At 53.7% G+C, this 13,371-nt stretch carries 12 protein-coding genes and 1 pseudogene; 5 read left to right on the forward strand and 8 right to left on the reverse strand.

The annotated features are described in order from the left end of the window. The gene (locus tag KAJ71_RS08565) at positions 1-996 is read left to right on the forward strand and encodes a bile acid:sodium symporter family protein (protein ID WP_248945328.1); all 996 of its coding nucleotides are present in this window, start codon (positions 1-3) and stop codon (positions 994-996) included. A gap of 17 nt (positions 997-1,013) precedes the next feature. After that, complete coding sequence (locus KAJ71_RS08570; RefSeq protein ID WP_248945329.1) at positions 1,014-1,328, forward strand: NIPSNAP family protein; 315 nt, start codon at positions 1,014-1,016, stop codon at positions 1,326-1,328. Positions 1,329-1,372: 44 nt separating this feature from the next. On the opposite strand, the gene KAJ71_RS08575 is transcribed toward KAJ71_RS08570, so the two are convergent. Beyond that, positions 1,373-2,263: a LysR family transcriptional regulator gene (locus KAJ71_RS08575; RefSeq protein WP_248945330.1), complete on the reverse strand. Its 891-nt coding sequence runs from the start codon at positions 2,261-2,263 to the stop codon at positions 1,373-1,375. A 132-nt stretch (positions 2,264-2,395) separates the two neighbouring features. Here KAJ71_RS08575 and KAJ71_RS08580 point away from each other — a divergent pair, with 132 nt between their 5' ends. Then, positions 2,396-3,637, forward strand: coding sequence for an alpha/beta fold hydrolase (locus KAJ71_RS08580; protein WP_248945331.1), 1,242 nt, complete (start codon positions 2,396-2,398; stop codon positions 3,635-3,637). A gap of 46 nt (positions 3,638-3,683) precedes the next feature. Here the strand turns inward: KAJ71_RS08580 and add are convergent, their stop codons facing one another. From add to malX, 5 genes are all read right to left on the reverse strand, one after another. Continuing rightward, positions 3,684-4,682: an adenosine deaminase gene (gene add / locus KAJ71_RS08585; RefSeq protein WP_248945332.1), complete on the reverse strand. Its 999-nt coding sequence runs from the start codon at positions 4,680-4,682 to the stop codon at positions 3,684-3,686. 218 nt (positions 4,683-4,900) lie between these two features. Next, entirely contained in the window at positions 4,901-5,875 is a 975-nt protein-coding gene (locus tag KAJ71_RS08590; RefSeq protein WP_248945333.1) for a GlxA family transcriptional regulator, read from the reverse strand. Positions 5,876-6,003: 128 nt separating this feature from the next. Then, positions 6,004-6,783: an MBL fold metallo-hydrolase gene (locus KAJ71_RS08595; RefSeq protein WP_248945334.1), complete on the reverse strand. Its 780-nt coding sequence runs from the start codon at positions 6,781-6,783 to the stop codon at positions 6,004-6,006. A gap of 356 nt (positions 6,784-7,139) precedes the next feature. Further along, on the reverse strand, positions 7,140-8,321 hold the full coding sequence (locus tag KAJ71_RS08600) for a MalY/PatB family protein (protein ID WP_248945335.1): 1,182 nt from the start codon (positions 8,319-8,321) through the stop codon (positions 7,140-7,142). A gap of 47 nt (positions 8,322-8,368) precedes the next feature. After that, positions 8,369-9,952 (reverse strand): maltose/glucose-specific PTS transporter subunit IIBC, encoded by a 1,584-nt coding sequence (gene malX / locus KAJ71_RS08605; protein ID WP_248945336.1) that lies wholly within the window; start codon positions 9,950-9,952, stop codon positions 8,369-8,371. A 224-nt stretch (positions 9,953-10,176) separates the two neighbouring features. Between malX and KAJ71_RS08610 the strand changes: the two genes are divergently transcribed. Beyond that, positions 10,177-11,208 (forward strand): Mal regulon transcriptional regulator MalI, encoded by a 1,032-nt coding sequence (locus KAJ71_RS08610; RefSeq protein WP_248945459.1) that lies wholly within the window; start codon positions 10,177-10,179, stop codon positions 11,206-11,208. On the opposite strand, the gene KAJ71_RS08615 is transcribed toward KAJ71_RS08610, so the two are convergent. Then, entirely contained in the window at positions 11,189-11,386 is a 198-nt protein-coding gene (locus tag KAJ71_RS08615; protein WP_248945337.1) for a type 2 periplasmic-binding domain-containing protein, read from the reverse strand. The genes KAJ71_RS08610 and KAJ71_RS08615 overlap by 20 nt on opposite strands. Between KAJ71_RS08615 and KAJ71_RS08620 the strand changes: the two are divergent. After that, positions 11,374-11,614: pseudogene (locus KAJ71_RS08620) on the forward strand (serine hydrolase); the annotation flags it as partial. The gene KAJ71_RS08615 and the pseudogene KAJ71_RS08620 sit on opposite strands and share 13 nt — an antisense overlap. Positions 11,615-11,688: 74 nt before the next feature. Here the strand turns inward: KAJ71_RS08620 and KAJ71_RS08625 are convergent. Further along, on the reverse strand, positions 11,689-13,248 hold the full coding sequence (locus KAJ71_RS08625; protein ID WP_248945338.1) for a YdgA family protein: 1,560 nt from the start codon (positions 13,246-13,248) through the stop codon (positions 11,689-11,691). Positions 13,249-13,371: the final 123 nt, after the last annotated feature.

Here is a 13,371-nt window from a genome sequence, read left to right on the forward strand (position 1 = left end):
ATGTCTTGGTTACAACGTCTACGTATCGACAAGTTTTTATTGGTGTTGCTGATGGTGGTGCTGTTGGCCTCATTGTTTCCCTGTGAAGGGATTTGGCAGACCTTCTTCGAGCATTTAACCACCGCCGCGATAGCTTTGCTGTTCTTCATGCATGGGGCGAAGCTCTCCCGTGAGGCGATCATTGCCGGTATGAGCCACTGGAAGCTGCACCTGGTGGTGTTTCTCAGTACCTTTGCACTCTTCCCGCTGTTAGGGCTGTCGATGAACCTATTGGTGCCGGGCTTAATGACGCCGACCGTATATCTGGGTTTCCTCTATCTGTGCGCTCTGCCTGCCACGGTGCAATCAGCAATCGCTTTCACCTCCGCTGCCGGAGGGAACGTGGCTGCGGCGATCTGCAGCGCTTCGGCATCCAGCATTCTTGGGGTATTCCTGTCCCCGCTGCTGGTGGGGGCATTGATGCACACACAAGGAGGCAATACTGACGTGTTGCATGCCATCGGCGCGATTATTTTGCAACTGATGGTGCCGTTTGTTATTGGTCATCTGGCGCGTCCGCTGATTGGTAAATGGATCGATCGCCATCGCAAACTGATTAACCTCACCGACCGTTCCTCGATCCTGCTGGTGGTCTATACCGCCTTCAGCGCGGCGGTGGTTGAGGGGATTTGGCACACCATTGACGGCTGGTCGCTGCTGACGATCCTGGTGATGTCGCTGGTGCTGTTGACGGTGATACTGATTATCAACACCTATGCCGCACGTTGGCTGGGCTTTGATACCGCCGATGAGATTACTATCGTGTTCTGCGGTTCGAAAAAGAGCCTGGCCAACGGTATCCCGATGGCCAACGTGCTATTTCCAGCCGCTGCCGTTGGGGCGATGGTGTTACCTTTGATGATTTTCCATCAGGTACAATTGATGGTGTGTGCGGTGCTGGCGCAGCGCTATGCGCGTAAAACAGCCCAGCAGCACGCAGCTGCCGTAACTAAATAAAAAAACAAGGACGTAGCATGAGCAAGGTAGTCGAGATTTTGCAATATCGTTTACAAACGGGCAGCGGCGAGCGTTTTCACCACATCATGCAGCATGACAGCGTGCCGCTGCATAAGGCCGCAGGGATCACCGTGCTTGAGTACGGTATTTCGCTACACGATCCCGATGCCTATTACCTGCTGCGGCGGTTTGACGGCATGGCGGAAATGGAACAGGTATTACAGGATTTCTACCGCAGTCAAGCCTGGTTGGCAGGCCCGCGTACGGAGATTGTGGCGCTGATCGAGGAGAGTCACCGGGTGGTGCTGCCCTATCAGCTCGCTGTTGTTTAATCAGCTCAGGCACTGGTGGTATTTACGCCGGTGCCTGTCCCAATTTATACCAATTGCGCTTCGGCGATAATCTTCACTAAAAAATCAGCCACGGCCCGGATACGGGTCGATGCGGTCAAGTCGGCATGGCTGACCAACCACAGATCTTCTGCAAACACCTGTTCTGTCGGAATGACCTCAACCATCTCGCTGTTTTGCGAGGCGATAAAACAGGGTAAAACCGCCAGACCCAGACTGGCTTTTACCGCAGCAATCTGTGATACGACGCTGGTTATGACCAGTGTGGCAGGGGCATTCGGGTAGGTGCCGCTAAGCCACTTTGCCGATGGCAGGTGGTTATAAGAGCTATCCCAGGTAATGAAACCTCTTCTGTCCAGCGGAAGAGTATCAGGCGCTGGATGCTGCCGTAGATAGGTTTCAGAACCATAGACTGCCGATGCCATTCGGCCCACCCGGCGGATTTTAAGTGAGTTCTGTTCCGGACGTACAAGGCGGAGTGCGAGGTCAGCATCGTGGCGGGTGATTGAGACAGTATTGACCCCAGTAATAATTTCCAGCGTGATATCGGGAAAACGAGCGCTAAAACGTGACAAGGCCGGAATAATCAGCTGGCTTGCCAACGTCTCCGCCGTTGCTAACCGTACTGTCCCCACAGGGCGAAGATCTAGCCCAGAGACTCGACTTGCCAACAACAGAATTCTCTCTTCCACTTCTTCGGCATATTTTAAGATGTCCTGACCTGCGTCGGTCAAAAAGTAACCGGTCTGATGGTGTGCAAACAGGTTTGCCCGCAGGCTGTTTTCTATTGCCTCAATTCTTCTGGCTACCGTTGATTGGCTGACTTTTAGCGCCGTGGCGGTTTTAGTTAAACTCCGCGTTCTCGCTACGGTGAGAAAAAAACGTAAATCATTCCAGTCCAACTCGTTTGAGATCATGTTGTTTTCTATTTATGGAAAATGATTTCCTGATTATGTCCATATTTATGCATATTTGGAATGCATATAATTCGATCACACAGTATCAACCGATAATGACATCGGTGATCTATTCTCACCAGGAGTGACATAGTGGATATTCTTGATCGTGGTACGGCTTCAAAGTTGAGTGCGAAAGAAGTGGTACAGCGCTATTTTTCTGCGTTTGCACAGGGGAACATTAATCAAACTATCGCGTTGCTGGATGATGAAGTTGTCTGGCATATCGACGGTAGCCCGCATGTTTCTACCGTGGGAATACTGCAAGGGACGGTGCAGGTCAGGCGTTGGCTCGAGAGCTTCCCCAAAAATTTCAAGCCGCAGGAGTTTGTCATTAGCGAGCTTTTCGAGCATAACGATAACGTCGTGGCTTTGGGGCGCTTTCGTCATACTTTGTTAAGTACCGGGAATACCGTGGGCAGTGACATGGTGATCCATTTTAAAGTCGCTAATTCGAAGATCGCTCGCTATCAGATATTTGAAGATTCGGCGTTGCTTAGCCGGGCTTTTGACCCCGTAGATAACTGGCAGCAGCAACAGCTTAAAGTTAACCAGACCCTCTATCACTATTGGGAGCGCGGCGAAGGCCCGACGCTGATTTTTGCCCATGGGCTGTTGGTTGATCATCAAGCTTTTACCGCGCAGTTCAACGCGCTGAGTGACTCATACCGCTGTATTGTGCTTGATATGCCAGGCCATGGGCAAAGTGGTTATCATCCTAACGGGTGGACGCTTGACGATCTGAGCCGGGATTTGGCGTTGATGATCCAGGAACTGTCGCTGGGTAAAGTCACCTTTATTGGTCAAAGCCAGGGCGGGATGGTTGGCATCAGGCTGGCGGCACGTTATCCGGAACTGATATCGGGATTGATCCTGATCGGCACGAGTGCCAGAGCTGAGCTTCCTGAACGGCTGGCACGCTGGCAACAACAGCGTGAAGTCATCCTCAATGGGTCTGAGCAACAGCGTGCAGCGGTATTTACCGCCATTCAGCGTCATATCAATGGCGAAGCGTGGTTATCGAGTAATCCTGTTGAGGTGATCCACGAAAGGAGCATTATGTTGGCTCATGATCGGGCCGGATTGGCATTGGCTCTTGACGCTGCTGTGATTACCCGGGGCGACGTGCAGGAGTTACTCCCCCAGATTAAGGTGCCTACGTTGGTTATCTGTGGCGAGCATGATAGGGCAGCCCCTGTTGAGCTGAGCCGTGAAATAGTGAGCGCTATTGAGAATGCATCGTTGCTGACTTTGGCCAACGTTGGGCATCACGCGATGATTGAAGCCCCTAAAGAAGTGACCAAAGCGATTAGCGAATTCTTGAATTTACTATGAGGAACAGGCTTAGCAACCAATAAGGCCGCTAAGCCTGCATCGTGTGCTAACCAAGCACTTTTTCGCGTAGCGCCTGTTTTTCCTGATCGCTGAGGAAGGCCATCTTCAGGCCGTTTTCCTGCGCGGTGCGGATTTCTTGCTGGGTTAATCCGGCCTGCGGGGCTGCCACGCGATATTCATGCTCAATCTCGATGCCTTGAACGGCAGGATCGTCAGTATTGATTGAGGCTACCACGCCATGGCGCAGGAAGGTGGCCAGCGGGTGCTGCGCCAGTGAAGCTACGGTGCTGGTTTGAATATTCGAGGTCAGGCACGACTCGATGCCGATAGCGTGCTGCGCCAAGTAATCCATTAATGCCGGATCTTCTACCGCTTTAACCCCGTGGCCGATGCGTTCGGCACCCAACTCACGGATCGCCTGCCAGATGCTTTCCGGGCCAGCGGCTTCACCGGCATGAACAGTAATACGCAGGCCAGCGTCACGGGCACGGTTGAAATGGCTAAGGAACAGGCTGCCAGGGAAGCCCAGTTCATCACCGGCCAGATCCAGTGCGGTAATGCCGTCACGGTGGGCCAGTAAGGCGTCCAACTCTTGCAGACAGGCTGCTTCACCGAAGGTACGGCTCATGATGCCTATCAGGCGCACGTCAATATCGCGATCGCGGCAACCAGAGCGAATACCGTCAATCACCGCTTCAACCACGCCAGCCACCGGCAGTTGGTGCCTCATCGCCATGTAGTATGGGGAGAAACGCAGTTCGGTGTAGTGTAACCCGGCGTTTGCCGCATCTTCCACGTTTTCATAGGCCACGCGACGGCAGGCATCCAGATCGCCCAGCACCGCCACGCCCCAGTCCAGCTTTTGCAGGAAGCTCATCAGGTCGGGTTCAGCATGGGTGATTTGCACATGGGGAAGCAGGGCAGCCAGCTCGTCGGCGGGCAGGGCGAGATTGAATTGGCGGCCCAGTTCGAGAATGGTTTGCGCACGGATGTTGCCGTCCAGATGACGGTGAATATCGGTAAGGGGTAAACGGGCGTCGATCATGATAGGCACTCATTATTTTTGTATAGGTAAAGTGCAGAGCAGTATAAAAACAAACGAATGAAAATAGCTATTGAGTTGCATGAAAAGGTGATATTCATCACATTAAATCGCAAGATCGCAGTTCAGGCACACATGCCAGTACGCTATCTGGAGGCCGTAACGCGGGTTGTACGAAGGCAGACTCCTTTGCTGGAAAAGAAGAAAGTTATCGCTTTCGGTCAGGCCTTTTCCGGATCAATAGGCGCAGGGCCACGAAATGCCCGGCGCCATTCGCTTGGGCTGACGCTGAATCTCGTCTTAAAACTCTGGCGGAAAGAAATCGGCGACTGAAACCCTGCCATGTCTGACACATTTTCAATGCTGACGTCCGTGGTTTCCAGCAGTTCCTGACCTCTTTGAAGACGCTCTGCGTTAAGCCATTCTCCCAGCGTCGTCCCGGTTGCCTTGAAAAAATGACGGGTCAACGTTCGCCGGCTCATGCTGACAAATCCGGCCAGTGAGTCAAGATCGTGCGGCTTGTCCAGATTGCGGCGCAGGTAGTCCATCAACTCGTTCATTTTGCTGTCACGTGTCGTTACCGGGATGGGACGTTCAATAAACTGAGCTTGACCGCCTTCCCGGTAAGGAGGAACAACCATTTTTCGTGCCACACGGTTGGCAACCGTAGTTCCGTAATGACCACGGATAATATTCAGACAGCAATCAATGCCAGCGGCGGTGCCGGCAGAGGTAATAAGACGTTCATCACTGGTATACAGCGAGTTGCTGTCCAGATGCACGGAGGGAAATCTTTCAATAAAGTCCTGTTCGTACTCCCAGTGCGTTGCGGCGCGGTGCTTATCCAGCAAACCGGAATAGGCCAGCACGTAAGCGCCGAGACAAAGGCCTACCACTTCTGCGCCGCGCTGCCATGCGCTTATGAGCTTATCCAGCAGCGCCTGAGAGGGTCTTTCATCAGGATGATTCCAGTAGGGCACGATAACAATGTCTGCGACGTCAAGCAGCTCAAGGCCATACTCCACGTTGATGGACAGACCAATATCAGACAGAACGATGCCCGGTTTTTCAGCACAGATTTTGACGCAGAATAAATCCGGTTGCGGCATCGACTGTCCGAAAATAATGCAGGGCACTGAAAAGTGAAACGGGCTAAATCCGGCCGTGGCGATCACGGCGACCGTCAGTGCAGACATAACGTTAACCTTACCGTAAATGATAGCCCCCGGATCACCGGCGGCTAAAATGCTGATTTTGACTGACCAAAGGATAACAGGTGATCTGTCGGAATGGCATCTTCCCCTCAATCAGACTGAGTCACTTATCAGAAAGTCATTGTCTCACCGTCTGCAGGAATAAGAACCTGATCTTCAATGCTGTGTTCAAGGGTGAACTCCCTTAACTCCGTGCGTGTAAGAAGGCAATGGTTAATCGATTCCATGTGAGATGCCACGATGATTGCAGTCGGCAACATCTTCAGCGTGCGCAGCGTGTCCTCTTTACCCATGAGAATCGGGCCGTAAATGTCATTGATAGCATAGCCGGTGTTTAGCACCACAATCTCCGGCTTGAAGCGTTGCAGGCTTCTTACATAAGGTTTAACCCAGACGGTATCACCCGCGATATAAAGCGTTTTTTCATCATGATGAGTGAAGACCAACCCACATGCATCACCTAGTAAATCACCCCATTGGACATCTGCGTACAATTCGTTACTGCCGTGCTGACCGTCAGTTTTATAGATACTCAGACCGTCAACGAAATGATTTTCATCTTTCAGAACGCGGATGTTGCGAAAGCCCTGAGAGCGGATCAGCGCCGCGTCGCTCTCGTCCTGCGTGTAGATAAGCATGTCTTTGGGGATAGCCTGCTGCGCCGCCTCATCCCAGTGATCGGTATGCGTGTGGGTCAGGATAACGGCATCAACAGCCAGTAAATCCTCTATGGCCACAGGCAAAGCAACCATGGGGTTACGCAGGTGCGGGCGTGCATGCCCGGCAAAGCCATCCCAGGCTTCCTTTTCTGCCAGCATCGGGTCGATAAGAAATTTTTTACCGGAATATTCCAACACGAGCGTAGCGTTGCGGATTTGTGTTAATTTCATTGATTGCTCCAGTAACTCATCAGATATTGAGGCTTATCCACCGTGTTTGCTGTTGTCCGACAGGATGGGTATGAGTGGGCTTACTATAAAATGAGGCAGGGATAAGCAGTGACATGCTCTCGGGTCATTCGTCGATGAAATCAGGTCAATCGCAATGGTTCTGGTTTTAACTGGGATCTCGCCAAAGCCGGAGCCCACCACCAGAATCTCATGAAGCAGAATTATGACAAACAGCGGGGTTAATGCGGCGGCCGCAAGCGTACGTTTTCGGTCCGCTGGCCCTCATATCCCGACAATACTGAGGGGAGTTGACGCTCAGTGAAAAACCAGAGGCATTGCGCCCCTGGCGATATAACCTATTTCTCGTCCAGGAAAAATTGCAACGCGGCAATCAGCTTATCCATCCCGGCCTCAACCTTGCTGCGTGGGCAGCCGACGTTCAGGCGCAGGAAACCTCGGCCCTCTTCGCCATAGGTAAAGCCTGGCATGATAGCGACTTTCTCACGCTCGATCAGCACCTGCTGCAATTCTCGGTCGTTAATGCCCAATGGGCGTATATCGATCCACGCCAGATAGGTGGCCTGCGGTGGCTGCCAGTTTAGCTGTGGCAACGCCTGGTTGAGCCGTTCGGCCACGTAGGTCAGGTTATCTTGCAGATAGTCGCGCAGGGCGTCTAGCCAAGGCTCGCCGTGACGGTAGGCAGCAATATGTGCCGCGACCGCCAGCACCGCCGGTGAGGACAGCCCATCGCGGCTTTTTAGCGCCTGAACGTAGCTTTCACGCGCGCTATCATCGCTGATAATGCCATAAGCACCGGTGAGCGCCGGAATGTTGAAGGTTTTAGAGCCGGAAGTCAGCAATGCCCACGGAGTAGTGGCAACCTGGCTCCATGGCGTGTGGCGATGTTCCCCCCAAACCATATCCATATGGATCTCATCGCTGATCACCTTCACATCGTGGCGTTCGCACAGTTCTGCCATCTGCTCCAGCTCTTGCTGAGTCCACACCTTGCCGGTGGGGTTCTGCGGGCTGCACAACAGCAGGATCTTGGTTTGTGGCCGCGCCAGTAGCGCTTCCAAATGGGCCATATCGCATTGCCAGTCGTTATCCACTTTGTGCAGCGGGCAAGGCAACACCTGGCGCTGATTACCCAGGATCACCTTATAGAAGGCATCATAGGCGGGCGTATGGGTGACCACATATTCCCCTGGAGCCGACCAGATACGCACCAACTGCGCCACCATGTAAATCACTGAAGGGCCATAGACCGCCTTGGTCGTATCGATGGGAGCATTGAAGCGTTGTTGATACCAATGCCGCACCGCGCCAAGAAAGTCTTCATGCTGCCAGCGGCTGTAGCCCAACACGCCGTGTTGCAGGCGCTGTTGCAGGGCTTCAAGAATGCAGGGGGCGGTGGCGAAATCCATATCGGAGATGGTGAAAGGCAGTAGATCTGCGGTGCCAAAACGGTCGGCGATGTAGTCCCATTGAGTGCACCAGGTACCGTGACGATCTACCGGGGTAGAAAAATCAAACATGTGAAACTCCGAACAAGGGCGCAGCAGGCTGCGCCCGGGGGGGAAGGTTATGCGTTGGCCATCAGCGATTCTAACTCATCTTTCACCGATTGCACCTGCGGGCCAATCACCACTTGCAGGTTATGATCATTAAGGTGTACCACGCCGATAGCCCGGTTGGCTTTCAGCACCGCATCATCCACCTTGCTCATATCATTAACCGACATACGTAGACGGGTAATGCAGTTATCCAGCGAAACGATATTCTCTTTACCGCCCAACGCCGCCAGGATAGCTGGCACGTTATAGCCGGATTTACCCACGGCACCGATAGGGGCGCTCTGCGTCGCGGTGGTTTCAGTTTCACGACCCGGCGTTTTAATGTTCCAGCGCTGGATGGCGAAGCGGAAGATCGCATAGTAGGCAACAAACCAGATGGCGGCCACCAATGGCACCAGGTACCACTTGGTGGCGGTGCCGTGCAGGATGCCAAACACCACGAAGTCGATGATGTTGCCGTCGGTGTTACCGATGGTGACGCCCAGCAAGGCCATCACGGTGAAGCCCAGACCGGTCAGAATAGCGTGGATCAGGTACAGGAACGGAGCGACAAACAGGAACAGGAATTCAATCGGTTCGGTGGTGCCGCCGACGACACAGGCAACCACGCCGGAAATCAGCAGCCCTTTGATCTTGTGACGGTTCTCTGGCTTGGCACAGTGGTACATGGCTAACGCCGCACCCGGCAGGCCGCCGAGGAAGGCAGGCATTTTACCCTGTGACAGGAAGCGGGTAGCGCTTTCGGCAAAGCCGTGGGTGGTTGGGCAAGAGAGCTGCGCCTGGAAGATGGTCAAAGCACCACTGACTTCACGGCCACAAACATCCAGCGTACCGCCCGCTTCGGTAAAGCGGATCAGTGCCACCAGAATGTGGTGTAAACCGAACGGCAGCAGCAGACGCTCGCCGGAACCGAAAATCATCGGCCCAAACATGCCTGCGCCGTTAATCATACGGCCTAACCCGTTAATACCAGCAGCGAACCAAGGCCAGATCAGCGGGATAATCAGGCCGCACAGGCCCAGAACCACGGTGGTGACGATTGGCACAAAGCGGGTACCGCCGAAGAACGCCAGCGCATCCGGCAGGCGGATGGTGTTAAAACGCTCGTGCAGCAGATAAACGATGATCCCGACGATCACCGCACCGAGGATACCGGTATCGATAGACTGAATACCCAGGATGTTCTGGATGTTATTGGCTTTCAGCACCAGCGGATCGACGGTAGGCAGCACACCTGAGGTGGTCAGGTAGAAGTTGGTCGCCAGGTTCAGCACGGCAAAGCCGACAAAACCAGAGAAGGCGGCCACGCCTTTGTTCTCACGCGCCATGCCTAGAGGAATAGCAATGGCGAACATTACCGGCAGGAAGCTGAAGGCAAAGGAGCCTATCTTGCTCATCCAGGTGAACAGCAGCTGGAAAGCCGGATGACCAATGAAAGGCAGCAGGGTGATCACGTCACGGCTGCTTAGTGAGCTGCCGATCCCCAGCATAATGCCGCAGAATGAAAGCAGTGCGACGGGCAGCATAAATGTCTTGCCCAGGCTTTGGAAAAACTCCCAAAGCGTAATTTTTTGTTTTTTAGACGCTGGCATAACCGACGACTCCTGGCGAAAAAGCATGCAATGTTGTGTGTACCTGGTTAGGTAAAAATAAGATAAAACGTTTTACCTAGTAAAAATGCGTCACTAATCACAATTATGAACGGCGCTTTGCGGTGACAATACTCATCTGGGTAAATCGTTTTACTGCATTAATAGATTCGGTATACCATGGGTTATCAGGGGGAAACTCGCTCTGATAGGGCATTGCAGAGGTTATCACCATTAAAAAGATCACTATCACTGACGTCGCACAGTTGGCTGGCGTATCCGTGACCACCGTTTCCCTGGTGCTGAGCGGTAAAGGGCGTATTTCTCCCACGACCATGGCCCGTGTGAATCAGGCGATCGAGCAGCTTGGCTATGTTCGCAACCGCCAGGCCGCTACGTTGCGTGGAGGAGAATCGGGGGTGGTAGGGCTGATCCTGCGAGATATCTGCGAACCGTTTTATGCCGAGATGACCGCCGGAGTGAGCGAGGTACTGGAAGCTAATGGCAAAGTGCTGTTTCTGACCCAAAGCGGGCGCGAAGGCCAAGGGTTGATGCGCTGTTTTGATATGCTGTTGGAGCATGGTGTTGATGGCATGGTGCTGGCGGGTGGGGTTCGTACCGCGAAAGGGCTGAAAGAGAAAGCCGAAGCTCAGGGGGTGCCGCTGGTGTGTGCAGCACGCTCCAACGGGTTGGACGGCGTGGACGTGGTGCGGCCCGATAATATGCAGGCCGCGAAAATGGCCACCGAATTTCTGATCAAACGGGGGCATAGCCAGATCGCCTACCTCGGTGGGCAAAGTGATTCACTCACCCGCGCCGAACGCTTGGGGGGCTTCTGTGCCACCCTGGTGCAATACGGCCTGCCATTCCGTTCAGAGTGGATCGTCGAGTGCGATTGTCATCAGCGTGCGGCCGCTGAAGCTACCGAAAATCTGTTGCGTCAGTATCCTAATATCAGTGCGTTGGTGTGCCATAAGGCCTCGGTGGCGTTGGGTGCCTATTTTGGTATCGTGCGCAGTGGCCGTAGCATTGGCTCGGAAGGGATGGACAGTTTTTATGGTCAACAGGTGGCGATGATCGGTTTTGGCGATGTGCCGGAGGCCGAACTGACCGAACCCCCGCTGACCTTTATCTCCAGTTCTGCCCGTGAGGTTGGGCGCAGCGCCGCCTTGCGGTTACTACAACGTATTGGCGATGATTCATTAGCACCGCAGAATGTGATCCTGTCCCCAGAGCTGATCAAGCGCGGATCGGCCTGATCTGCTGCTCGCGTTTTTCCCGCATAAAATCGATAAAGGCGCGCAGCTTGAGCGGCATATGGCGGCCCGCCGGAAAGTAGATAAAGAACCCTGGCGCGACGTTGCTAAAATCCTGCAGAACCTCTCTCAGTTGCCCGCTCTGCAACTCTTGCTGTACGGCAGGCAGAAACCGCCGCATTGATGCGACAACCCCATGTAGCAGCAGCGCAGGCAGAAATTCAGGGGCCGGGTTGGGGCTTTGGTTTTGGTGGCGCGGTGCTGGTGGATGCCGCATTGGCAGCAACGCCGCAGAATAATGGCACTATGCAGTGGGGGCGTGTATGGGCACAGCTGGTTTTACGATCCGGTCGCGCAGTTGAGCATGGTAGCGCTGACCAACACCGCGATTGAGGGAATGAGTGGTTGATATCCCGTGCAGATCCGCGATGCGGTCTATGGCTAGAAAAAAAGGGCCAGATATCGTCTGGCCCTAGAAGGTTTTTATTGTCCTTGCAGAGTTGGTTGCTCAGGTGCCGGAGCGGCATCCTGCTGATCGGGTTCTGGAGCGCTATCTTCTTCTGGTGCGTAACCGCCGCCCAGCATCCCGAACATACCCACGAACTCCTGCAGCGACATTTTGCTGCCGTTCAGCTCAATCTGGTTATCGGCATACTTGAAGTTGCTGCTAATCACGTTATCTTTCAGCGTGGTGATCTTGAACATCTCGCCCATTGCCGCCAGGCTTTTCACCTGCTGCTCGGCCTGCTGCTGTGCTTGTTGTGCATTGGCACCTTGCAGCTGTGCCGCTTGAGCCATGGTTTCCTGCGCCATAGCGACCGGAATAGTCAACTGCGCGTCGATTTTCTTGACCGAACGGGCAAGCTGTTGGTCCGGTGATTCTGCCGCAGCGCCAGCCTTTGAAGGATCCAGCAGATCGAGGTTAAGGGTAAAGGCGCTTTCACCCTTGGCATTTTTCCAGCTCAGTGGTGCGATGCTGATGGTTGGGTTGCCTTTCAGCAACAGTGGCAGGTTTTGCACCAGCATCTCAGCCGTTTGTTGTTGGTAGGCTTCTGGTGACAGCGTTTCTGCCTGTTGCAGCAAGGCCATGGCCTGTTGGTTGTAACGATCGGCAAACTCTTTCAGCCCTTTACCGTCCAGGTTGTCGATTTTCAGCAGCAGCTTACCCGCGCCAAAATCGGTGCCCTGAATTTTCAACGCTGCCATGGTGTAGTCCAGCTGGCCTGCGAGGCTGTTGCCTTTCTCGCCGAACTGGCTGGCCAGGTTGAAGCCTTCCATGGTCATAGCGTCTTTACCGTCGATAGCCATGGTCAGTTGCTTCATGCCCAGCGCTTGCTCACCCAGGCTCAGACTGTATTGGCCCAGATGTGTGTTGCTTTTGAGCGTCAGCCCTTGCATCGTCATCTGTTCGTTCTGGCCGGACTGATTCGGGCCACTGATCACCAGGCTATCACTGCTGGCGTCCAAGACAGCGGTTTGCATATCCTTGCCGATATCCGCGTCAATTTTTGCACCGCTGAATTTCAGTGAGGACTTGTCTTTCTGGTATTCCACCGGGATCACATCGATGGAGCTGGCGACATCGCCGCTGTAGGCAATGCGCGAATCGGCGCTGAACAGCGACTTACCTTTGGTGATTTCAAACAGGGTTTTGACTTTTGGCGTGTTTTCCAGCTCGGTATGCACTGAAGCCATGCTTGGGATCAGGTTGAATTTTTTCAACTGGGCCAGTGGGAATGGGCCGTGATCGACAGTTTCAATGAACGCCACTTCTTCGCCGGACTTCAGCAGGGCATCGTCGGTGGTGATGCTACCATCTGCACGCAGCACAAAACGGGCTTGGCTGCTGAAAATCCCGCGTTGGTAGTTTTCATAGCTCATCTTGACCCCAGCCTTAGGCAGTATGGTTTTCAACTGGCTATTGGCTGTGTCTACCATTTCCCCCATCCGTTGCTCGATAAGCTTGCCGGTGTACCAAGAGGCTCCAGTCCATGCTGCGCCAAGCACCACAATGACGCTGACAGCGACTAACGATTTTTTCATAGTTCTGTTATTCCTTTGTTAAGCCGGTAGAGGGCAGGGCGACCAATTGGGCCTGCGAAAAAACGCCCGTAGGCGTTTTATTGTGTAGGTAAACTAATCATCTTAGCAACTTATTTACCTATA

The sequence above is a fragment of the Serratia silvae genome (genome assembly GCF_023282985.1).
GTDB classification, from domain to species: domain Bacteria; phylum Pseudomonadota; class Gammaproteobacteria; order Enterobacterales; family Enterobacteriaceae; genus Chania; species Chania silvae.

What these genes read in the sequence shown, in the direction of transcription:
- KAJ71_RS08565 (WP_248945328.1), top strand. Translation starts at nt 1, where the DNA reads ATGTCTTGGTTACAACGTCTACGTATCGACAAGTTTTTATTGGTGTTG.
- KAJ71_RS08570 (WP_248945329.1), top strand. Translation starts at nt 1,014, where the DNA reads ATGAGCAAGGTAGTCGAGATTTTGCAATATCGTTTACAAACGGGCAGC.
- KAJ71_RS08575 (WP_248945330.1), bottom strand. Translation starts at nt 2,263, where the DNA reads ATGATCTCAAACGAGTTGGACTGGAATGATTTACGTTTTTTTCTCACC.
- add (WP_248945332.1), bottom strand. Translation starts at nt 4,682, where the DNA reads ATGATCGACGCCCGTTTACCCCTTACCGATATTCACCGTCATCTGGAC.
- KAJ71_RS08590 (WP_248945333.1), bottom strand. Translation starts at nt 5,875, where the DNA reads ATGTCTGCACTGACGGTCGCCGTGATCGCCACGGCCGGATTTAGCCCG.
- KAJ71_RS08595 (WP_248945334.1), bottom strand. Translation starts at nt 6,783, where the DNA reads ATGAAATTAACACAAATCCGCAACGCTACGCTCGTGTTGGAATATTCC.
- KAJ71_RS08600 (WP_248945335.1), bottom strand. Translation starts at nt 8,321, where the DNA reads ATGTTTGATTTTTCTACCCCGGTAGATCGTCACGGTACCTGGTGCACT.
- malX (WP_248945336.1), bottom strand. Translation starts at nt 9,952, where the DNA reads ATGCCAGCGTCTAAAAAACAAAAAATTACGCTTTGGGAGTTTTTCCAA.
- KAJ71_RS08615 (WP_248945337.1), bottom strand. Translation starts at nt 11,386, where the DNA reads ATGCGGCGGTTTCTGCCTGCCGTACAGCAAGAGTTGCAGAGCGGGCAA.
- KAJ71_RS08625 (WP_248945338.1), bottom strand. Translation starts at nt 13,248, where the DNA reads ATGAAAAAATCGTTAGTCGCTGTCAGCGTCATTGTGGTGCTTGGCGCA.